We start from the raw sequence: 21,359 nt of genomic DNA, 5'->3' as shown, positions 1-21,359 counted from the left end.
AAAATGCCTCAGTTAGCGACAATTTGCTATATTGATAATGGAAAAGAATTGCTCATGCTTCATCGCAATAAAAAGCCTAATGATGTTCATGAAGGAAAATGGATCGGTGTAGGTGGTAAGTTAGAACGCGGGGAAACTCCACAAGAATGTGCTGCACGTGAGATATTAGAAGAAACAGGGTTGAAGGCTAAGCCGGTTTTAAAGGGAGTTATCACTTTTCCTGAATTCACACCAGATTTAGACTGGTACACCTATGTATTTAAGGTGACTGAATTTGAGGGTGAATTGATTGATTGTAATGAAGGTACCTTAGAATGGGTTCCTTATGATGAAGTTCTTAGCAAGCCGACCTGGGAAGGTGACCACACCTTTGTTGAGTGGCTCTTAGAGGATAAACCCTTCTTTTCAGCCAAGTTTGTCTATGATGGTGATAAATTATTGGACACACAAGTGGATTTCTACGAGTAAAGGAGTATAGATATGTTACTAATCAAAAATGGCCGTGTAATGGATCCAAAGTCTGGTTTGGATCAAGTTTGTGATGTTTTGGTTGATGAAGGGAAAATTATAAAAATTGCATCACAAATTAGTGAAGAAGGTGCAGAAGTCATTGATGCAACAGGCTTAGTTGTAGCACCTGGATTGGTAGATATCCATGTTCATTTCCGTGAACCAGGTCAAACACATAAAGAAGACATTCATACAGGTGCTTTAGCAGCAGCTGCAGGTGGTTTTACAACTGTCGTTATGATGGCTAATACCAATCCAACTATCTCCGATGTTGAGACTTTAGAGGAAGTTCTTCAATCAGCAGCCAAGGAAAAAATTAACGTTAAGTCTGTGGCTACAATTACCAAAAACTTTAATGGTCAAGACTTAACTGATTTTAAAGCCCTTTTAGAAGCAGGGGCAGTTGGTTTTTCTGATGACGGAATTCCTCTTGAAAGTAGTAAAGTAGTTAAAGAAGCTATGGAAGAGGCTAAAAAACTCAACACTTTTATCAGTCTGCACGAAGAAGATCCTGGTCTTAATGGTACGCTAGGTTTTAATGAAAACATTGCTAAAGAACACTTCCATATTTGTGGCGCTACAGGGGTTGCAGAGTATGCAATGATTGCACGTGATGTCATGATCGCCTATGCAACAAAAGCCCATGTTCATATCCAGCATTTGTCTAAGGAAGAGAGTGTTAAAGTTGTAGAGTTTGCTCAAAATATGGGAGCAAACGTAACTGCAGAAGTTGCTCCACAGCATTTTTCGAAGACTGAAGCTCTGCTTTTGACTAAAGGAAGTAACGCTAAGATGAATCCACCTCTTCGTTTGGAATCAGACCGTCGTGCTGTCATTGAAGGTTTAAAATCTGGAGTCATTTCTGTCATTGCTACTGACCACGCGCCTCACCATGCTGACGAGAAAAATGTTGAGGATATTACCAAAGCGCCATCAGGTATGACAGGCTTGGAAACTTCTTTGTCACTAGGTTTAACCTATTTGGTGGAAGCTGGCGAGTTGAGTTTAATGCAATTGTTAGAAAAAATGTCCTACAACCCAGCAAAACTTTATAACTTTGAAGCAGGTTATCTATCAGAAAACGGTCCAGCGGATATTACAATTTTTGATGATAAAGCGGACCGAATCGTGGATAGTCATTTTGCTTCTAAAGCAGCGAATTCACCATTTATCGGTGAATCTTTGAAAGGGCAGGTCAAATACACAATCTGTAATGGACAGATTGTCTATAAGAACTAGGTGAAATCTGCTCTTTCGAATCATTAATTAGAGAGAGACGATATGTACCCAACCCATCATTTTAAAGACAAATTTATCTTATTTCTTAAGATTTTCTTTCCAATTCTAGTCTATCAATTTGCCAATTATTCCGCTTCTTTTGTCGATACGACCATGACTGGCCAGTATAATACTATAGATTTGGCTGGGGTATCAATGGCGACAAGTCTATGGAATCCCTTTTTCACCTTCCTAACTGGTATTGTCTCAGCCTTGGTTCCTATAGTTGGACATCATTTGGGTCGAGGAAAGAAAAATGAAGTGGCTTCTGATTTTTATCAATTTCTTTATCTTTCACTTGGTTTATCAATTGTTCTATTTGCTTTAGTTTTTCTTGCTGCGCCACTAATTCTAAACAATATGGGTTTAGAAGCAGCAGTAGCTGATATAGCAGTACGCTATCTATGGTTTTTAGCAATCGGGATTATTCCACTTTTACTCTTTAGTGTTATTCGTTCATTACTTGATGCGCTGGGACTGACCAAACTATCCATGTATTTAATGCTTTTATTGCTACCTCTCAATAGTGGTTTTAACTATTTACTAATCTATGGAGCCTTTGGTTTACCTGAGTTAGGAGGTGCAGGAGCAGGACTTGGGACTTCCTTGGCTTATTGGGCTTTGTTGTTAATTTCTATACTAGTTCTTCTTAAACAAGAAAAACTGAAAGAGCTGCATTTAGAGAAACGTTTACCCTTAGATAAGGCTAAGATAAAAGAAGCAATTAGATTAGGACTACCGATAGGTGGAACCGTATTTGCAGAGGTTGCTATTTTTTCATCAGTTGGCTTGATTATGGCGAAGTTTTCATCATTGATAATAGCTAGTCATCAGTCTGCTATGAACTTTTCATCTCTCATGTACGCCTTTCCTATGAGTATTTCAACAGCAATGGCGATTGTGGTGTCTTACGAAGTTGGAGCCAAAAGGCTAGAAGATGCTAAGAAATACATCAAAATTGGGCGTTTATCTGCTATGGTATTCGCAGTTTTGACTCTCTCCTTTTTGTATATTTTCCGAGAAAATGTTGCGAGACTTTACGGTTATGATCCTGAATTTATTCAATTATCTGCAAGTTTTATGACCTATAGCCTATTTTTCCAGTTGGCTGATACATTTGCTGCTCCGTTACAAGGTATTTTACGAGGCTATAAAGATACAGGCATACCTTTCTATCTCGGTCTCCTTGGTTACTGGGGGGTAGCTATTCCTCTTGGATGGCTTTTGGACTATTCGACAAATCTAGGCGCTTATTCGTACTGGATTGGTCTTATCATAAGTTTAGTAATCAGTGGTTTACTCTATCAGTGGCGTTTACAAGTTATTATGAAAAGATTCAAATAATTCGTTGAAAGTATCCTTGAAAATCACTTTGTGAAATAGTCATTTTATGTAAAGAAAAGTCTTGATTTCATTGACTTTTCTTTTTTTATATTGTGAAAAAATAGCAAGCATATTCTTTGACTCTCATTAACCTATAAGTTAGAATAGAAATGTAAGAAATTAAACATAGAAAGGCAAGATTATGTCAACTTTAGATAAAAATCTTTTGCTTGAGATGTTCCGTAAGATGGAAGAAATTCGTCGTATGGATTTAAAAATTGCTCAATTAGTAAAAAAAGGGAAAGTGCCAGGAATGACGCACTTTTCTGTTGGTGAGGAGGCTGCTAACGTTGGGGCTATGTTAGCTCTTAATGAAGATGACCTTATCACATCAAACCACCGTGGTCACGGTCAAGCCATTGCTAAAGGAATCGACCTTAATGGTATGATGGCTGAAATCCTTGGTAAGTATACTGGAACTTGTAAAGGTAAAGGTGGATCAATGCACATCGCTGACCTTGATGCAGGTAACCTTGGTGCCAACGGTATTGTTGGTGGTGGTATGGGGATTGCAGTAGGTGCTGCCCTTACTCAACAAATGAAAAATACTGGTAAAATCGTTGTCTGCTTCTTTGGTGATGGAGCGACTAACGAAGGTGTATTCCACGAAGCTGTTAATATGGCCTCAATTTGGAATCTTCCAGTTATTTTCTACTGTATCAATAACGGTTATGGAATTTCTGCTGACATCAAGAAAATGACTAATGTTCAGCATATTCACGAGCGTAGCGCTGCTTACGGTATTCCTGGTATGTTTATTCCTGACGGAAACAATGTAATTGATGTATATGAAGGATTTAAGAAAGCAGTTGACCATGTTCGTTCTGGTAAAGGCCCTGTCTTAATCGAAAGCGTAACTTACCGTTGGCTTGGTCACTCATCATCAGACCCTGGTAAATACCGTACACGTGAAGAAGTCGATGAGTGGAAGGAAAAAGATCCAATCGAAAACCTCCGCAAGTACCTAGTCGAAAATAAAATTGCTAGTGCAGAAGAACTTGAAGAAATTCAGGCTCAAGTCAAGGAAGCAGTGGAAGCATCTGTTAAGTTTGCAGAAGAAAGTCCATTCCCTCCACTAGAATCAGCTTTTGAAGATATTTACGCAGACTAAGGAGAAGTAGAGAAATATGGAAACAAAATTAATGTCTTTCCGCGATACCATTATCCTTGCAATGTCTGAGGAAATGCGTCGTGATGAAAATGTACTCTTGATGGGTGAAGATGTCGGTGTCTTTGGTGGAGACTTTGGTACATCTGTAGGTATGCTTGAAGAATTTGGACCAGAACGTGTACGTGACTGTCCAATTTCAGAAGCTGCAATTTCTGGTGCTGCTGCTGGTGCTGCTATGACTGGACTTCGTCCAATCGTTGATATGACTTTCATGGACTTTTCAGTTATTGCCATGGATAATATCGTCAACCAAGCAGCTAAAACTCGTTACATGTTTGGTGGAAAAGGGCAAGTACCAATGACAATCCGCTGTGCGGCCGGTAATGGAGTTGGTTCTGCAGCTCAACACTCACAATCATTGGAATCTTGGTTTACGCATATCCCAGGATTGAAGGTTGTAGCTCCAGGTACACCAGCTGATATGAAGGGACTTCTTAAGTCTTCTATCCGTGACAACAACCCTGTTATCATTCTTGAATACAAATCAGAATTTAACCAAAAAGGTGAAGTACCTGTTGACCCAGACTATACTATCCCACTTGGTGTCGGAGAAATCAAACGTGAAGGAACTGATGTAACAGTAGTAACATACGGAAAAATGCTTCGTCGTGTTATGCAAGCAGCTGAAGAATTGGCCGAAGAAGGCATCTCAGTAGAAGTAGTAGACCCACGTACTTTGGTTCCACTTGATAAAGACATCATTATTAATTCAGTTAAGAAGACTGGAAAAGTAGTTCTTGTCAACGATGCCCACAAGACAAGTGGTTTTATCGGTGAAATCTCAGCTATTATTTCAGAATCAGAAGCGTTCGATTATTTAGATGCACCTATTCGCCGTTGTGCAGGTGAGGATGTACCAATGCCTTATGCACAAAATCTTGAAAATGCAATGATTCCGACAGTTGAAAGCATCAAAGATGCAATCCGTAAAACTCATAACAAACAATAATACATAAAATAAATTATGTAACATATTCGTGGTTTTATCTTTCATTTTGAAATAGATAAAATGCGACATGAGTGAGTCGAATCGATTCTATTCGACGAACGAATTAGTAAGTCTACTAGGTTGACCGCCTGATAGCGGCAATCGTAGCAACTTGAGATACGTGTGTATCCAAGTTGCTTGTAGAATTGAATCCGGACGGAGGACTGTGAAAAAAGATAGATTTCCTTGTGTTCATCGAACACAGCCTCAATCTCCTATTTTTTCTTTGTCCTCTACGTTCTTGATATCTTAAAAATGAACTCGGGCTAAAGTCTGTGTGAAAAAGATAAACTTTCTTAGAAACTAAAGTTTCTTCGTCAATTTTCCCATTTTCACTGTGACTTTTGATGCCCTTTGCATCATAAATAGAATAGGAGAGGTCATGGCTGATGATAAGCTAAGAGCGACTCCTGCAGCTAGAAAATTAGCGGATGATTTAGGAATTAATCTCTATGACATTTCTGGCTCAGGCGCAAACGGTCGTGTCCACAAAGAAGACGTGGAAACATATAAAGACACTAACGTGGTTCGCATTTCACCACTCGCAAAACGAATTGCATTAGAACATAATATTGCTTGGCAAGAAATCCAAGGAACAGGTCATCGTGGTAAAATCATGAAGAAGGACGTTTTGGCCTATCTTCCTGAAAATATCGAAAATGACACCATTAAATCACCTGCTCAAATTGAGAAAGTGGAAGAAGTTCCAGACAACGTAACGCCTTATGGAGAAATCGAACGCATTCCGATGACTCCTATGCGTAAGGTTATTGCTCAACGTATGGTTGAGTCATACTTAACTGCTCCAACCTTTACGCTTAACTATGATGTAGATATGTCTGAATTGCTTGCCCTTCGTAAGAAAGTTCTTGATCCAATTATGGAAGCAACTGGTAAGAAAATCACTGTTACAGACTTGCTTTCTCTAGCGGTTGTTAAGACTCTTATGAAACACCCATACATTAACGCGTCATTAACGGAAGATGGTAAGACAATTATCACCCACAACTACGTCAACCTTGCGATGGCTGTTGGTATGGATAATGGTCTTATGACACCAGTTGTCTACAATGCTGAAAAGATGACCTTGTCTGAATTGGTTGTTGCATTTAAAGATGTTATCGGACGTACTTTGGATGGTAAACTAGCTCCTAGCGAATTGCAAAATTCAACTTTCACTATCAGTAACTTGGGAATGTTTGGTGTTCAATCATTTGGTCCTATCATCAACCAACCGAACTCAGCCATCCTCGGTGTTAGCTCAACAGTTGAAAAACCTGTTGTAGTAAATGGTGAAATCGTGATTCGTCCAATTATGAGTCTTGGATTGACAATTGACCACCGTGTCGTAGATGGTATGGCTGGTGCTAAGTTTATGAAAGACCTGAAAGCTTTGATTGAAAACCCAATCTCAATGTTGGTTTAAAGTATTTATTATTAGAAATATAGATAAAGGAAGTAAGATATGGCCTTAGAAGTAATTATGCCAAAAGCCGGCGTGGATATGACAGAAGGACAAATCGTCCAATGGAATAAAAAAGTCGGAGAATTTGTAAAAGAAGGAGAAATCCTTTTGGAAATCATGACTGACAAAGTCAGCATGGAATTAGAAGCAGAAGAAGATGGATACTTGATCGCTATCCTTAAAGGTGATGGTGAAACTGTTCCTGTTACTGAAGTTATCGGTTATCTTGGTGAGGAAGGGGAAAATATCCCAACAGCTGGCGCAGCAGCACCTGAAGCTAGTCCAGCACCTGCTGCAAGTGCTTCAAACGATGATGGTAAGAGCGATGATGCTTACGATATCGTTGTTATTGGTGGTGGACCTGCTGGTTATGTATCTGCTATTAAAGCAGCTCAATTAGGTGGTAAGGTTGCTCTTGTTGAGAAATCTGAACTTGGTGGAACATGCTTGAACCGCGGATGTATCCCAACTAAGACTTACCTCCATAACGCTGAAATTATCGAGAATATCGGTCATGCTGCAAATCGAGGTATCGTGATTGAAAATCCTAACTTCACAGTTGATATGGACAAACTTTTAGAAACAAAATCTAAAGTTGTTAATACTCTTGTTGGTGGTGTTGCAGGACTACTTCGTAGCTACGGCGTTGATGTTCATAAAGGTATCGGTACTATTACTAAAGATAAGAATGTCTTGGTAAATGGTTCTGAATTGCTTGAAACTAAGAAGATCATCCTTGCTGGTGGTTCAAAAGTAAGCAAAATCAACGTTCCTGGTATGGAATCATCTCTTGTGATGACTAGTGATGATATCCTTGAAATGAACGAAGTTCCAGAAAGCCTTGTCATCATTGGTGGCGGTGTTGTCGGAATCGAACTTGGACAAGCTTTCATGACATTTGGTTCAAAAGTTACTGTTATCGAAATGATGGATCGTATTGTTCCAGCTATGGATGCGGAAGTATCTAAGAACCTTCGTTTAATCCTTGAACGTAAAGGTATGACAATCTTGACTGATACAAAACTCCAAGAAATTATCGAAGAAGATGGCAAGCTCCGTATCAAGGTTGAAGGAAAAGATGATATCATCGCGGATAAAGCCCTTCTTTCAATCGGTCGTGTTCCAGATCTTGAAGGTATCGGAGATGTTGAGTTTGAATTAGACCGTGGTCGTATCAAGGTTAATGAATACATGGAAACTTCTGTTCCAGGTATCTATGCACCAGGTGATATCAACGGTACTAAGATGTTGGCTCACGCTGCCTTCCGTATGGGTGAAGTTGCCGCTGAAAATGCCCTTAAAGGAAACCACGCTGTTGCCAAATTGAACTTAACTCCTGCAGCTATCTACACACTTCCAGAAGTAGCAGCAGTTGGTTTGACAGAAGAACAAGCTCGTGAAAAATATGATGTTCAAATTGGTAAATTCAACTTTGCGGCTAACGGTCGTGCCATTGCATCAGATGCGGCTCAAGGTTTCGTTAAAGTCATTGCAGACAAGAAATATGGTGAAATCCTTGGTGTTCATATCATTGGTCCTGCAGCAGCAGAGTTGATCAATGAAGCGTCAAGTATCATTGAAATGGAAATCACTGTTGAAGAAATGCTTAAGACAATCCACGGACACCCAACATACTCAGAAGTTATGTACGAAGCATTTGCTGATGTTCTTGGAATGGCCATCCATTCACCTAAGAAAAAATAAATAAGTTTTTAACTAAATTTTCTTAAAGTAGTACGGACGGCAGCGACCTCTATTAGAGTTCCATGCCTTAAAATTGAGCCTCTTGTCTCAATTTTTCCGAGAAATGTAACGTGTTATCGTTACATTTCTTTTTACCACTTTAGAAAATTGGATTGCTATGAACAGAATTTAAAAACTAGATTTTTGGAAATACTATGAAATACATTATCAATCATTCAAACGACACTGCCTTTAATATTGCTTTAGAGGAATATGCTTTTAAACACCTTTTGGACGAGGATCAAATCTTCCTTCTTTGGATTAACAAACCATCTATTATTGTAGGACGTCACCAAAATACGGTTGAAGAAATTAACCGTGACTATGTTCGTGAAAATGGAATTGAAGTAGTCCGTCGAATCAGTGGTGGTGGAGCTGTTTACCATGATTTGAACAACCTTAACTATACAATCATTTCAAAAGAAGATGAAAACAAGGCCTTTGACTTCAAGAGCTTCTCTACTCCAGTTATCAATACTTTAGCTGAACTTGGTGTTAAAGCTGAATTTACAGGCCGTAACGATTTAGAAATCGACGGTAAGAAATTCTGTGGAAATGCACAAGCCTATATCAATGGCCGTATCATGCACCATGGTTGTCTTCTATTTGACGTAGATTTGTCAGTCCTAGCTAACGCACTTAAGGTTTCTAAAGACAAGTTCGAATCAAAAGGTTTTAAATCAGTTCGCGCACGAGTAACCAATATCGTAGACGAATTGCCAGAAAAAATTACTGTAGAAGAATTTCGTGACTTACTTTTGGAATACATGAAAAAAGAATACCCTGAAATGACAGAGTATGTCTTCTCAGATGAGGAATTGGCTGAAATTAATCGAATCAAAGAAACTAAGTTTGGGACTTGGGACTGGAACTATGGAAAGTCTCCTGAATACAATGTCCGTCGTGGCACAAAATTCCCAAGCGGTAAGGTAGAAATCTTTGCTAATGTTATTGAATCAAAAATTCAAGACATTAAGATTTACGGTGACTTCTTTGGTATCGAAGATGTAGCAGCAGTAGAAGATGTCCTTCGTGGTGTTAAATACGAACGCGAAGATGTACTTAAAGCACTTCAAACCATTAACCTAGGTCGTTACTTCGCAGGAATCACTGCAGAAGAAATTGCTGAGGCAGTGGTGGAATAAAGAAAGAGAGATCCATGTAATGTGGATTTCTTTTTTATTTAAACTTGATAATCGATCATCATGAGAGTATAATATAGTGGAAATTTTAAATATATAGAGGAAAAATTAATAATGATAAAGATTCCAGTTGAAAATCTTGGTCTATTTGAACAGTTAGATCGTACTGTGGTAGCATTTTTTAAGAAACAAGAAACTACAAATCCATACGATTTGAATGTCAGTATCACACAAGAACACTTCGATAAGAAAAGACAAGAGTTAGAACCTTTAGGTTTTCAAGCTGTACAAATCCCTCTGGGAATGGCCTTAGACAATGTTATTCAGCAAGCTCATTTTAAAGACTTGATTATTGGGGGTCTTGCTCCTGAGGAAATCATCGTAAGCAAAGAAGCGTTAATGCCAATGAAAGACATCGTGGATAGTTTTTGTATTATGTATGCAGCAGCGAATAACCGACTTGAAAATTGTAAAGCTTATGAATTAATGAAAAATAAAACAGTCTACTTTATTGGAAAACTTCTTACTGACAGTCCTCAAAAAGGTGATGAAATTGCTTATATGGATATTGATCGTACAGCTAGTGACGGTACGCCATATGAAGCTGTTAAATGTTTTTTAACGAAAGAAAGTGCTGAGAAGTACAATGAAGAAAAAAGACCCGTAACCCCTGCGAATCTGGCTTATCTAAAGTCATTTTGGGGAAAGCCAGTTATAATTGAGCCACACAGAAATTATTGGATTGAATTTTTATAATAACAAAAAAAGAGCGTTAGATAATCAAAAATCTATCGCTCTATTTTAAATATTACATAAACTATATTATGTATCATTATAAACTATCCAAGGCATTTTTCTGCTCATCATTAACGATATGGGTATACAAGTCGGTAACTTGTGTGCTAGCATGTCCTAGCTGGTGACTGACCATAACCTGTGATTTGGTCGCATCATAGAGACGAGTTGCTAGTGTATGACGCAGTTTATGGGGTGTTACGCGTACTTTGAAGTCTTCTGAATACTTGGCTACCATCTTTTCGACACTAGAAGCGTCAATACGGTTTGGAACACCTCTATATAAAGTTAGAAAGAGAGCTGTATCAGTCTTTTCTGTCTTATAACGTTTGTCTCGAATAGCGAGATATTGCTCTAAATAAGGTTTAGCAAAGGCAGCAACATTGACCGAGTCTCGTTTTCCACCTTTTCGAGTTACATCAATCACCATCATCTTGAGATTAAGGTCTCGAAGATCCAGATTTACTGCCTCAGAGAGACGTACACCAGAGGCAAGAAGGAGTGCAATAATTGCCAAATCTCGCTCTTTATTCTTATTAAAAGAGGATAGGGCACGATTTGAGAGAGTTTTGGGGTATTCCTCATCGATATAATTCAAAAAACCCTCTGTTTCATCGCCTAAAAAGAGCTTTTGCTTGATATTTTCGGCTCGAGCAGCCAAAGTTTCTTTCTTTTTCTTGGTAGCAACTTTCTTCATAACATTGCGATAGAAATAAGGTTCCCCTTGTTCATTTTCAACTTCCTCAGTCAAGTACTTATAAAGACTAGAAAGCGCTGATAAAGTACGGTTGATGGTTGTTTGGGAGACACCATTCTTTGTCGTATTAGCATTAAGCAAAGGGCGTTCACGTAAGTAAAGAATAAAAGATTCCATGTCTTTCTTTGTCATATTCTCAAGTACATCTAAAGGTATATTTGCCATGGTGTCAGCATTCGATATACCAGATTCTAAAACCCAGCTGAAAAATCGATCGTATTCCTTTAAATATTCGTACAAGGTTGTAAAACTGTAGGGGACGGCTAATTTTGATTGATAATATTCCAGAACATACCAGGGCATCACTTGTTTGAGTTTATCAATCCGTTCTAATAAGATCTCGCGTTTCATGTTTTTCTCCAAATCTTTCTATACTAGTAGTATAGCATAGCTAGATATATTTTTCAAGAAAATTATAGTTTTTCGGAAAAATGTAATAGGTGATATATGCAATATCTAAATTTTTGCAATTGTATTTTAGATAACCAAAAAATTTTTTTGAGCTAATCATTGTCAATTATGTACTTTATTTAAGTGAACACTGGAAATTTTTAAAGATGTTCATCTTCTGTAAAATGTACTTTATTTAAGTGAAAACTAAAAATTTTTCAAATGTACATTTTGGCAATAAAAAGCACTCCAATATCAATTTAATGATCTTTAGAGTTGTTTTTAGCTTGTTTGATTTCAAAGTTGTTGTCTATTGCTCAGAATTACTTGAAGAACAAGAAAAATTCGATAACAAAGTTGTTGATCTCTTCAGCTATAAAACCTATGAAGGTCTTTCTGCAGGAACGGGCTACTCCTACTTTGGTGATGGAGATTATACTCTTACTTATTCAACCGAAAATATCCCTCATGATTTCGTCTCATGGGTTGTAGGTGATTCAATGGAGCCTGATTTACCTGATGGCGATGTGGTATTGATTAAGTAATCAACAAATATCGAAGATGGACAAATTTATGCAGTGAAATTTAACAATCAAACCTATGTAAAAAAAGTGTACCTTCATAAAAACTATCTACGACTTGTTTCGATAAATAAGAAGTATGATGTTATTTATGCGCCTTACGAAAAAAACATCGCATAATTGGGAAAAAAGTAGGTAACTTCACGCCTATTGAACAGTAAAAAAAGGGAACTATATATACCAGTTTACACTTGAAGCAAGCAACAACCTGATTAAGATTATCAAACGGAATGCTTATGGTTTTAAGAACTATGAAAACTTCAAAATGGCATAATCATCGCTTTGAACATACGAAAAGAGAGAACGAATCTCGACCTCTCTTGGTGTTATCTTTTCATCAACCCACTACAGTTGACGAAAAAGCAGAAAAGACGATTTCTGGAAGGAAATCGTCTTTTTCAATTTTAATAAAATCAATCATTTAAAATGCTTAAATAATAGTCTTTATCTTTCAATGTATCATTTTTAATATCTGACAGAATAGTATCCAATAAGGACCTGCATAATACTCTGAGATTACTAATCTCATATATTCCTAAATGCCTTATTTTTTCAGAGTCAAATTCAAATGGATTTATGCTCTGTCCGCTATAGTATAACTTAGATATTTCAGATAAACTATCATTACTAATATTTGGAAACTTGATTATGTCCCAATATTGAACAGCAAAACTTCCACCTTGACCACCAACGGAAATTTTATCCATAATACCTTTGTGTTTCATATAATTTAAAAATGTAGTAATCAGTATTGTATTTTGTATGGAGTGTTTCTTTGTTTTTGGAGTAATAATAATACCATGTATATTAGTAGTAAACTTTAATGAGTTATCACAGATTGCAAAAGTTTTTCCTATATTACCCTCAGCAGAAAATAATATATCATCTTTTTGTAAAAACCATATCTTTCCACTTGTTCCTATAGATGACGTTCTTCCAACAAAACCAAAATTTGATATGTCGCTAGGATAAACTAAAATTGGATAATTTGGAATATAGCGTCGAGAAATAATTGAACGTCCAATATCCCTCTTTTGTAAACTAGGACCTCTTTTAGTCTTATATCCCAAATCTTCAAGTGATGAAAAACCACTAGGGTAAGTTTCAATACAGTTAAAAAAATTCTGTACTTCTTCTGAGTGAATACCAGCATCTAACCTAAAATTATGAAACAATTGAGAAATAGTAGTGCTTTTGAGTTCATTTTTATTTATCAAGAGTAAATTATCATATATATTATAAATATTATGCAAATTATTTTTAGCTTGTATTTCAGAATATGTAAGATTTTTCACCAAGTTTTCTATAAGTTTGATAACCCACGTTTCATTATTATTGGGAAGAGGAATTAAACATTCTAAAAATCTATTGCCAGAATGCCTAATTGTAGACCCCTTTGGAGTCATTGCATCCAACTGTTTCCTAAAATATTCATCTCTTAGAAATGCAAATAGATAATATTTGTTAAAACCATGACCAATATTCAATCTCACCAGACCTGAAGAAAATATATATTTGTTCTGGTTTTCTGATAAAAACAATGACGCATCCCCTATATTTGCATCAACTGACAACAAAATATCTTGCTCAGATAAAGTGAATTTTTCACTGTCAACTAACTTTTTATCATTAAGGTACAAAGATTTGTTGCTTTGAGTTACATAGTTAATATTGTCTAAGCAGCTATTCCTTATGTAATTAACTGATGATTTTAAATTACTCAAATATAAACTTGAACCAGTTTCAATTCCTTTTTGATAAGGAATTTCCTCATTTAAAAGTTCAGCTAATTTTACAATATTGATATTCTTTATTGCAATTTTTTTATAGTTATTTGCCGAAAGATTTTTCTTGTTTGATAAAATCTGACTTATAGATATATCTTTAGGTAATAAAATACTTTCCATAATTACCTACCCGATAAAAATTTTGTTCGTAATGTGTCTTCCTGAAGTAAACACCATTCTCTGAAGTCTGATATTATTTCTGAAAAATCCTCATTTAATAAATTCTCCCCTGTTTCTGAATTTATTATTGTTTCAAATGTTTTTGGATTTAACTTATAATCATTTTCAAAAATAACGTTTCTATTAAGTGTTTTTTTCGTATATCCTACATTCGCTACTTCTCTTACAAAAACTGAATAATCATCTTTGATTAAATTTTCCAGTTCTGACTTAGGTGGCTTGTAGCCAATGATTATAGTCGTATTTACACCCGTCTCTGCAAATATATTTGGAGGTAAGTCAATCAATGCTACAATCCGTACTTGATGCAAAAGCCACTCTCTAGCAAATTCAAAGCTCTTATTAGATGCTATGCTATTACTTAAAACTATACCAAATCTTCCATTTTCTTTAATAGAGCGAACGGCATTTTCTAAAAATACAACACCTAAATCCAGTCCATCTTTAGGATTGGTCTCAATATATTTTTCGTATGTTTCATAAAATTTAGCTACTCTAAGATCTTCAGATTTTTTTAAATCTAGATTACGACCTTTACCAAATGGTGGATTAGTAAGAACAACATCATATTTCATCAACTCCGTTCCATCTGGTCTATTATCCCAATTTCCACTTAGATGATAATTTTCATCTAAAGCTATTATTTTTCCATCATCAAGTAATTTATGGTCGATTGAACCTTTATCCTCAACATAATGGATGTTTGCATTTCCATCGCCATTTAATAGCATATTCAATTGTGCAAGCACTGTCATATTATAGTCGTTATCCAAGCCGAACAGGTTGTTATCTTTAAGTTTGAAGTCAGAATTAGCGTAACTCACTGATAAAAAGTCTGCTATTCCACAACAAGGATCACAAATAGTCTCTGTTCTTTTAGGATTAACTAAACTAACTACAAAGTCGATAATAGGAATTGGTGTTAAAAACTGTGCATTCTCTTCTTTCTTGAATTTGGTTGCAAAATTATAAAACACCAGTTGATACAAATCACCTCTAGATGATTTTGTAAAAGAATATCGTTGAAATTCCTGAACAATTGTTTGCGCCACTCTAATATGACGAGAATTATTCCAGTCAATTTTATTTTCCGAAAGAATGTTTTTATATTGTTTTTTAGCACTCTTATATATTGACTTTAAGCGTTCAATGAAAATTCTGGTATCTGATTTTAACAAATCTCCATTAACTAGCATTTCATGTTCAGAAATATGAAATTTTAATTCTTGACCATACTTTTCAGATTCATTTTCATCAAAAATTTTTAACGCAAGCAGTTGAATTAAAAGTAAATACCCTTCCTCGTTAAACAAACTATCCTCAGAAAGTTGTCTTAAAATATTATTTAGCGATTTTCTAAGATTCTCATCGGAAATTCTATCAACAACATCTAAATCTTCTATTTTTAACTGTGATTTTTCTAAATTAACACCGTTTATCTTTTTATCTAATTCATCATAACTCGGAATAACGTGGTAAGGATCAGTTAGTTCAAGCTGGTATTGTTCTAATATTCGCTGGCTAGTTGGGAAATTTTTGCTGTTATCATACCTTGAGATTGTTCCGCCGATATCTTTTTTAAAAAGATATAATCGACCTTCATTGTAATAAACTCCTAATGTAAAAAGACTGTCAGACTCCTTGATGGCAGCTCTAATTTGTGAATTAAAAACCTGTTCAATTGTTTTATCACTTTCTTTTTTGAACTCAATCATGACAATTGCAAGTTTTCTCAATTCACTAAGTGCATCTTGATTCTTATTATCTCTATATTCTTTATATAAATTTCTCCAATTACTATCAGAAAAAATGACTGCATCAATTTTTATTGGATTAGAATTTTTGTTTCCTTTAGGAAAATAAATCTCCGTCCCAATCAAATCTTTATTGAATAACTGGGCATCAATAAGAGCATAAATAAACTCCCACTTGTAAAACTCTTCATTCGGTTCATTATCCTTATTTTTTATGGAAATGTTAGTTAAGATTTTGCCATCAACTGGAACGAATGATTTTTCTAACTTCTCACGTGTCAGGTATTTACTTCTAAATTTTAATCTTGCAGAAGAAAAATTTTTACTCATTGGAAAGCCTCGCTTTCCAAGACAACAGAATGTGTGCTGATGGATTGTATCATCGTTTTCCTTCCTATATCAAAACATTTTTAACCGTTTGATACGGTTTATTTTTTAGCTTAATGCTATTAAAATGTGCTTAAAAATCACTCTATGAAGCACGTTACCATTATTATAACATAATCGGCAATACAATTGCATTAAAGTTGAGAGAATTTATTGATTTCGTTTATGTCTATTGGTTATTTGTTTTTAAAGATTGTCGCATATTTAGTATTTTATATTTTAGGCTAACTTTTTGTTCCTTTAACGCCTTATCGAGCCACCTAGCATCTTTACTATCCTTATTTGGGTTAAACCGTCTTAAAAAATTTTTTAGCTGTGTTTCAAAATCCCAATTCATTGTTGATGTGATATTGATTTTATCAAAATACGATATTGCTTTAGAAGCATCTATTGTTCCAAAAATATAATAGAGAATAATAACTTCCGCAAATGTAAAAGGCATAACTTCATCATCAAATTGCAAAAGACTTGCATATGGTCCACCGAATTTTGTATCATCAGTGACTAGACAACATGCCCCTAGTGTTTTTGCTAAAGCAATAGCATGTGCCTCGCCTTTATCCCCCAAATTATACAATATTTCTTGATCTTTAGTGTGTTCCTTAAAAAGCTGGAGGATCCCTTTACTAGCCATTTTTTCCTGTGAAAATAATTCCAGTTTCCCTGCTTGAATGTCTAAGTTTACATTAGACAGGATATCTTGTCCATGGTTTTTCAATTCAATTGAATAGACTTGGTCACAAATATAGATAGAATCAAAATACCCAAAAAGAATATTTTGACATCCTGCTCTATAAAAATGAATAATAGTATTTGTATCCAGTGAAGCGTTCAATCACTTAATCCTCCAATTAAATCATCCAAATTTATATCCTCTGCATCGTCTTCCTGACTAAAGATATTATTTTGTTCAATTTCATCCTCAAAGTCTTCAAGTGAAAGATGATAATATCCTAAAACTTTTTCCAATGTTTCTTTCGGCATTGCCCCATTATTAAAGTTATAGAGTGCATACTCTGAGTACTCTTCAGGAATGACTATTTCCTCGCTAGGTCGATTTAAAGCAGAACCACCACCAACTGAATTAATAAGATTCCCTACTTTGGTTTCTACTTTAGCAACATTCAATAACGTTTTTTTATGTTCATCAATAAGCTGCAAACTACATAATCTATTAACTACCATGTCAAAGCTAACGTTAAACTCCACCATCATTTTTGCTATATCTCTTGCTGAAATACTTTCACTATCCTCTATTTCGAAATCAATAAAGCTTTCCACTTTCTCTTGTGGCATCAACAGGCAAGCTGCAAAATAATTTGCTTCATGTTCTTTTTCATCAGCGTCTGAACCCGACACAGTTGAATTATTATCAAAAAAAGCCTCTTTATTTTCAAAATGGAGAACTGCGTGTCCGATTTCATGAGCAAGTGTAAAGATTTCCCTTGAAAGACGTATACTTGTATTCGTAAAAATAATAATATCGTTATCTCTCTTTAATGTAAAACCAAGATCAGCATCCTCACCCATAGGATAGCGAAAAAGCTTGATTTTAAAATTTTCACAGTCTTTGAAAAGATTTGAAATACCATACCTTGTTGTGGTGCATTGTTCTCTGATCTCATTTGCCTTCTTTCGGATCTCTTTTTCTCGTAATCTATCCATTGAGTTACCTATTCCTTATCCTGATAAGTTAATTTTTCATACAAACGCTTGTTTGCATAGAATAAATCAATCATATAAAGCATATCACGTGTTGATTGTTTTTGTTCTCCTGATCTATAAGCTACAGACGCTTCTTGTTCAAGGACTTTCGTAATATCATTAACATTGACATCAAAAACGTTAGCTAGTTTTACAAGAATTTCCAATGTCACGCTATTAATGCCGTTTTCAATACGAGCATATTTTTGTCTACTTATTCCAATTCTTTCAGCTACTTGTTCTTGAGAAAAAGATTTAGCATTTCTTAATTCTGCTATTCTGTTACCAATTTGTTTATTCATCTCCTATACCTTTATATTTCCTTTCTAACCTTATTCTATCACGTTAACAACTCGTTTTCAAGGTATTTGTCACAAAATTATAACTTTATGTTTTTTGTTGCTCAAAAAAATAACAAAAACTAAAAATTAACAGATTATTCCTAATATTCTTTTATAATGGAAAATATAAAAAGAAAGTTCGAAATTTTATTGACTATGAATATCCAATAGCTTTTTTTCAATAGAAAATTAAATGAGCAAAAAAATGTACAATTGAACCACTACTTCTTCTACACCTATTAGAGTAAAAATGTACAAAACAATTTCTTAGATTAGAGTATGTGATGTACTAGAAAATATACAAAATACCACTCTAAAATAATGTACAAAACAAAAATAAAGTAAACTGCTTAATGAGTGTACTTTATCCTTCTAATTCAGTTTTATCAATGGTTTAGCTCTAGTTAAGTCAATTGTACATAAATTTTTAGTTTTACCAAAAATTTTTTTAGTTTTTCTTTTAATTAATTTATTATGATTAAAATTTTTTATACTTTTTGCTAAATGCTCCTCTGTCGATCTTCAACTCTAGTAAATGTAATTCAAGTAAAATTTGATTCTTATTATCATAAAAACCAAATCATATTTGATTTGGTTTTGGAGTTTTATATTTCATTTTATTAAAATGAAAGTTTACTAATACAATCAGTTACGACTATACTCTTCTTTTTTATTCATTACCATATAGCACGAAACTAAGATGACGAAGATTTTTATCAAGTAAGTTTCGTATTGATTAGTATCTATGGTTAGTTGAGACAAGACATTAATAATTGAATGAGTCATTACACAAATCCAGAGATTGTTTGTTTTAATATATAGTGCTGATAGTATGAAAGAATTTGTCAGTAATCCAATTAGAAACGGCGTCAATTGTAATATTGCCAGAGAACCATCTATGTAAAAGTACAACAGATGCCAAATAGCCCAACTAAAAAAGGTTAAGATTGTGGAGAGGAAATACGGCAAATGTTCTTGTAAAATTGGTTGAAATACATATCGCCATCCAATCTCTTCTATTCCTCCAAATAAAATAAATTTGAAGAACATCAAAAAAGGGAGATACCAGTTAAATTCTAACATTTTCCCACCAAACAATATGAAAGAAAAATCAAATATAATTAGGAAGAAAGATAATAAATAGTGTTTATAACTAGTATGAATGTTAAAAAAATCTTTTAAAATCTTCTTAAAATGAATATGAAAATATCGATTAGCAACAATTATTCCCCAGAGAGCTGAAGAAATTCCACCTAGAATGATTCCTGAAATAGTTAATACATTAGACTGAACAGAATAACGATTCAATAGAAAGAAAACTAGACAAACTGATACTAATTGGATAAATGTTCCTAGCAAATATACCAAAATTGCCTTATTTTTTTTCATAGAGAAACCTTTCAAAATTTATTATAACTTTTCGTAATAAAAATTATGTAAAATAATACTTCTATAAAAGCAAATCTTTTACTTTTCCAATTTCACTTTTTGGAATTACGAGATGAATCATATCACCTAGATACATTCTTGTTGATCCATTAACTGTCTTACTTTTACCGTTATGTACCTGGGTTGTGATAAGTACGTTATGTGGTAAATTGAGTTCATGTACCTGCTTACCAGCTATCTTATCAGAAACTGGGATTTCTATTAGTGTAACTTCTCCATCATCAGTTGCTGATTCAGGTAGCATTTTTTCTAGCATGGCTTCATAGACAGGCGCTCCTTTGAGCAAATCCATGACAATATAGGCAACTAGGGTCACCATCCCTAAAGGCATGAGGTTTCGGATATCACCAACCATTTCCGTCACAAGAATCATTGCTGTCAAAGGTGCTTTTGAGATAGCCCCAAAATAACCACTCATTCCAAGAATCACAAAGATAGGAAATTGCTGCTGGGTAACAAGTCCAAGATTGACACAAATAACACCTATTAGAGCACCAAGTAATGAACCCAATGCTAAAATCGGTAAGAAAATACCACCTGGCAGTCCACTTCCGTAACTAATCATGCTCCAGATAAAGCGAATGATGAAGTAAATTAAAAGAATTTGGAAACTATAATCTTGTTCCGTTAAGGACAAGACAACCTGATTACCCCCTCCAAGAATCTGTGGTAGGAATATTCCCACAGGAATAATCAGGATAAAAGCAAAAATTGGATGATAAGCTTTATCAATATGAAGCCTTTGGCCAATCCATTCATAAACTTTGCCGACATTCAGAACGGCTTTTTCATAAAGAAAACCTGAGAGTCCAAGAAAAATTCCCATTACCAGATAAATCCAATACTGGCTTAGACTCATGAGAGGGATATCATCAGGCATATCAAGAACAGGTGTTAACCCGAAGATGAGAAGAGAAACGAAGTTTGCTACTAAACTAGCAGCCAAGGTAGAAACCCAGAAAAATCTTGAAAAGTGATGGTAGACTTCTTCTACTACAAAAAGCAGGCCTGCTATTGGAGCGTTAAAGGCTGCGGCAAGTCCAGCAGCAGCTCCACCTGCGATTAAAGAACGTTCTTCTACTGGACTAGATTTCAGCCATTTGGCAATTCCTTTTCCTCCTACGGCACCTAGTTGAATACTGGGACCTTCACGACCGAGCATGAGTCCGCTCGCAATGGCCAAGATACCTAGAATGTATTTCTTCCAGAGGACACTCCACCAATTGAGAGACATGAGACCTTTTAACTCCGCTTCAACTTGAGGAATACCAGAACCTTTAATATCTTTTTCTGAGCGTGTTAATTTGGCACTAAGCCAGCAAATACCAAGATAAAGCAAGGAAATCATCAACAGGTTACGTACAAGATTATCTTGATCACGATAAAGCCCTTGGATGACATGAAAGCCCTTTTCAATCAAAAACCGAAACGACCCAACAATAAGGCCTACGACTAATCCAACGATAATTCCTCGCCCTACTTGAGATAGAATTGTACTTGACGCAAAGGCAAATTCTTTCTTGGAACTAAATGTTTCCGACTGTTCCTCCATAA

17 protein-coding genes and 2 pseudogenes are annotated in these 21,359 nt (G+C 35.2%); 11 read left to right on the top strand and 8 right to left on the bottom strand.

All coding sequences use genetic code 11. The features are described from left to right. Nucleotides 1-3 precede the first annotated feature (3 nt). From ACWPVF_RS04840 to ACWPVF_RS04800, 9 genes are all read left to right on the top strand, one after another. A complete protein-coding gene (locus ACWPVF_RS04840) occupies nt 4-468 on the top strand; it encodes an NUDIX hydrolase (protein WP_001135775.1) in 465 nt (154 codons plus the stop codon). 12 nt (nt 469-480) lie between these two features. Further along, the gene (locus ACWPVF_RS04835; protein WP_045616139.1) at nt 481-1,749 is read left to right on the top strand and encodes a dihydroorotase; all 1,269 of its coding nucleotides are present in this window, start codon (nt 481-483) and stop codon (nt 1,747-1,749) included. 42 nt (nt 1,750-1,791) lie between these two features. Beyond that, a complete protein-coding gene (locus ACWPVF_RS04830) occupies nt 1,792-3,132 on the top strand; it encodes an MATE family efflux transporter (RefSeq protein ID WP_454385012.1) in 1,341 nt (446 codons plus the stop codon). A gap of 181 nt (nt 3,133-3,313) precedes the next feature. Further along, on the top strand, nt 3,314-4,282 hold the full coding sequence (locus tag ACWPVF_RS04825) for a thiamine pyrophosphate-dependent dehydrogenase E1 component subunit alpha (RefSeq protein WP_045616134.1): 969 nt from the start codon (nt 3,314-3,316) through the stop codon (nt 4,280-4,282). A 16-nt stretch (nt 4,283-4,298) separates the two neighbouring features. Beyond that, nucleotides 4,299-5,291 (top strand): alpha-ketoacid dehydrogenase subunit beta, encoded by a 993-nt coding sequence (locus ACWPVF_RS04820; protein ID WP_006150669.1) that lies wholly within the window; start codon nt 4,299-4,301, stop codon nt 5,289-5,291. A 421-nt stretch (nt 5,292-5,712) separates the two neighbouring features. Next, nucleotides 5,713-6,756 carry a dihydrolipoamide acetyltransferase gene (locus ACWPVF_RS04815; RefSeq protein ID WP_045616132.1) on the top strand — a complete coding sequence of 348 codons (1,044 nt, stop codon included), beginning with the start codon at nt 5,713-5,715 and terminating at the stop codon, nt 6,754-6,756. A gap of 39 nt (nt 6,757-6,795) precedes the next feature. Further along, on the top strand, nt 6,796-8,499 hold the full coding sequence (gene lpdA, locus ACWPVF_RS04810) for a dihydrolipoyl dehydrogenase (RefSeq protein ID WP_045616130.1): 1,704 nt from the start codon (nt 6,796-6,798) through the stop codon (nt 8,497-8,499). A 194-nt stretch (nt 8,500-8,693) separates the two neighbouring features. Continuing rightward, on the top strand, nt 8,694-9,683 hold the full coding sequence (locus ACWPVF_RS04805) for a lipoate--protein ligase (protein WP_045616128.1): 990 nt from the start codon (nt 8,694-8,696) through the stop codon (nt 9,681-9,683). 111 nt (nt 9,684-9,794) lie between these two features. Continuing rightward, the gene (locus ACWPVF_RS04800) at nt 9,795-10,436 is read left to right on the top strand and encodes a hypothetical protein (RefSeq protein WP_045616126.1); all 642 of its coding nucleotides are present in this window, start codon (nt 9,795-9,797) and stop codon (nt 10,434-10,436) included. A 76-nt stretch (nt 10,437-10,512) separates the two neighbouring features. Here ACWPVF_RS04800 and xerS read toward each other — a convergent pair whose 3' ends face one another. Continuing rightward, a complete protein-coding gene (gene xerS, locus ACWPVF_RS04795; RefSeq protein ID WP_045616124.1) occupies nt 10,513-11,583 on the bottom strand; it encodes a tyrosine recombinase XerS in 1,071 nt (356 codons plus the stop codon). Between the two features lie 302 nt (nt 11,584-11,885). On the opposite strand from xerS, the pseudogene ACWPVF_RS04790 reads away from it, so the two are divergent. Both ACWPVF_RS04790 and ACWPVF_RS04785 read left to right on the top strand, forming a co-directional pair. After that, a pseudogene (locus ACWPVF_RS04790) lies at nt 11,886-12,323 on the top strand (S24 family peptidase). A 70-nt stretch (nt 12,324-12,393) separates the two neighbouring features. Further along, a pseudogene (locus ACWPVF_RS04785) lies at nt 12,394-12,524 on the top strand (transposase); the annotation flags it as partial. Nucleotides 12,525-12,616: 92 nt separating this feature from the next. On the opposite strand, the gene ACWPVF_RS04780 reads toward ACWPVF_RS04785, so the two are convergent. The 7 genes from ACWPVF_RS04780 to ACWPVF_RS04750 all read right to left on the bottom strand — a co-directional run bounded on the left by ACWPVF_RS04780 (nt 12,617) and on the right by ACWPVF_RS04750 (nt 21,357). Continuing rightward, a complete protein-coding gene (locus ACWPVF_RS04780) occupies nt 12,617-14,110 on the bottom strand; it encodes a restriction endonuclease subunit S (protein WP_414307684.1) in 1,494 nt (497 codons plus the stop codon). 2 nt (nt 14,111-14,112) lie between these two features. Next, nucleotides 14,113-16,254: an HsdM family class I SAM-dependent methyltransferase gene (locus ACWPVF_RS04775; RefSeq protein WP_454385007.1), complete on the bottom strand. Its 2,142-nt coding sequence runs from the start codon at nt 16,252-16,254 to the stop codon at nt 14,113-14,115. A 226-nt stretch (nt 16,255-16,480) separates the two neighbouring features. Next, nucleotides 16,481-17,146: a PIN domain-containing protein gene (locus ACWPVF_RS04770; protein ID WP_414307686.1), complete on the bottom strand. Its 666-nt coding sequence runs from the start codon at nt 17,144-17,146 to the stop codon at nt 16,481-16,483. Beyond that, on the bottom strand, nt 17,143-17,976 hold the full coding sequence (locus ACWPVF_RS04765) for an ImmA/IrrE family metallo-endopeptidase (protein WP_414307687.1): 834 nt from the start codon (nt 17,974-17,976) through the stop codon (nt 17,143-17,145). The genes ACWPVF_RS04770 and ACWPVF_RS04765 overlap by 4 nt, the downstream gene beginning before the upstream one ends. Nucleotides 17,977-17,984: 8 nt before the next feature. Then, complete coding sequence (locus ACWPVF_RS04760) at nt 17,985-18,317, bottom strand: helix-turn-helix transcriptional regulator (RefSeq protein ID WP_195347955.1); 333 nt, start codon at nt 18,315-18,317, stop codon at nt 17,985-17,987. 684 nt (nt 18,318-19,001) lie between these two features. Beyond that, nucleotides 19,002-19,745, bottom strand: a complete 744-nt coding sequence (locus ACWPVF_RS04755; RefSeq protein WP_414307688.1) for a CPBP family intramembrane glutamic endopeptidase — start codon at nt 19,743-19,745, stop codon at nt 19,002-19,004. 61 nt (nt 19,746-19,806) lie between these two features. Then, nucleotides 19,807-21,357 carry a ClC family H(+)/Cl(-) exchange transporter gene (locus tag ACWPVF_RS04750; RefSeq protein WP_414307689.1) on the bottom strand — a complete coding sequence of 517 codons (1,551 nt, stop codon included), beginning with the start codon at nt 21,355-21,357 and terminating at the stop codon, nt 19,807-19,809. Between the last annotated feature and the right edge of the window lie 2 nt (nt 21,358-21,359).

The organism is Streptococcus sp. Marseille-Q7087, assembly GCF_965111935.1.
This window is presented reverse-complemented; position numbering and strand designations above follow the sequence as displayed.

Excerpts from the sequence above, each read along its gene's own strand:
- ACWPVF_RS04760 (WP_195347955.1), bottom strand. The coding sequence starts at position 18,317 with ATGAATAAACAAATTGGTAACAGAATAGCAGAATTAAGAAATGCTAAA.
- ACWPVF_RS04805 (WP_045616128.1), top strand. The coding sequence starts at position 8,694 with ATGAAATACATTATCAATCATTCAAACGACACTGCCTTTAATATTGCT.
- ACWPVF_RS04755 (WP_414307688.1), bottom strand. The coding sequence starts at position 19,745 with ATGAAAAAAAATAAGGCAATTTTGGTATATTTGCTAGGAACATTTATC.
- ACWPVF_RS04840 (WP_001135775.1), top strand. The coding sequence starts at position 4 with ATGCCTCAGTTAGCGACAATTTGCTATATTGATAATGGAAAAGAATTG.
- ACWPVF_RS04820 (WP_006150669.1), top strand. The coding sequence starts at position 4,299 with ATGGAAACAAAATTAATGTCTTTCCGCGATACCATTATCCTTGCAATG.
- ACWPVF_RS04765 (WP_414307687.1), bottom strand. The coding sequence starts at position 17,976 with ATGGATAGATTACGAGAAAAAGAGATCCGAAAGAAGGCAAATGAGATC.
- ACWPVF_RS04750 (WP_414307689.1), bottom strand. The coding sequence starts at position 21,357 with ATGGAGGAACAGTCGGAAACATTTAGTTCCAAGAAAGAATTTGCCTTT.
- ACWPVF_RS04830 (WP_454385012.1), top strand. The coding sequence starts at position 1,792 with ATGTACCCAACCCATCATTTTAAAGACAAATTTATCTTATTTCTTAAG.
- ACWPVF_RS04780 (WP_414307684.1), bottom strand. The coding sequence starts at position 14,110 with ATGGAAAGTATTTTATTACCTAAAGATATATCTATAAGTCAGATTTTA.
- ACWPVF_RS04815 (WP_045616132.1), top strand. The coding sequence starts at position 5,713 with ATGGCTGATGATAAGCTAAGAGCGACTCCTGCAGCTAGAAAATTAGCG.
- ACWPVF_RS04775 (WP_454385007.1), bottom strand. The coding sequence starts at position 16,254 with ATGAGTAAAAATTTTTCTTCTGCAAGATTAAAATTTAGAAGTAAATAC.
- lpdA (WP_045616130.1), top strand. The coding sequence starts at position 6,796 with ATGGCCTTAGAAGTAATTATGCCAAAAGCCGGCGTGGATATGACAGAA.
- xerS (WP_045616124.1), bottom strand. The coding sequence starts at position 11,583 with ATGAAACGCGAGATCTTATTAGAACGGATTGATAAACTCAAACAAGTG.
- ACWPVF_RS04835 (WP_045616139.1), top strand. The coding sequence starts at position 481 with ATGTTACTAATCAAAAATGGCCGTGTAATGGATCCAAAGTCTGGTTTG.
- ACWPVF_RS04800 (WP_045616126.1), top strand. The coding sequence starts at position 9,795 with ATGATAAAGATTCCAGTTGAAAATCTTGGTCTATTTGAACAGTTAGAT.
- ACWPVF_RS04825 (WP_045616134.1), top strand. The coding sequence starts at position 3,314 with ATGTCAACTTTAGATAAAAATCTTTTGCTTGAGATGTTCCGTAAGATG.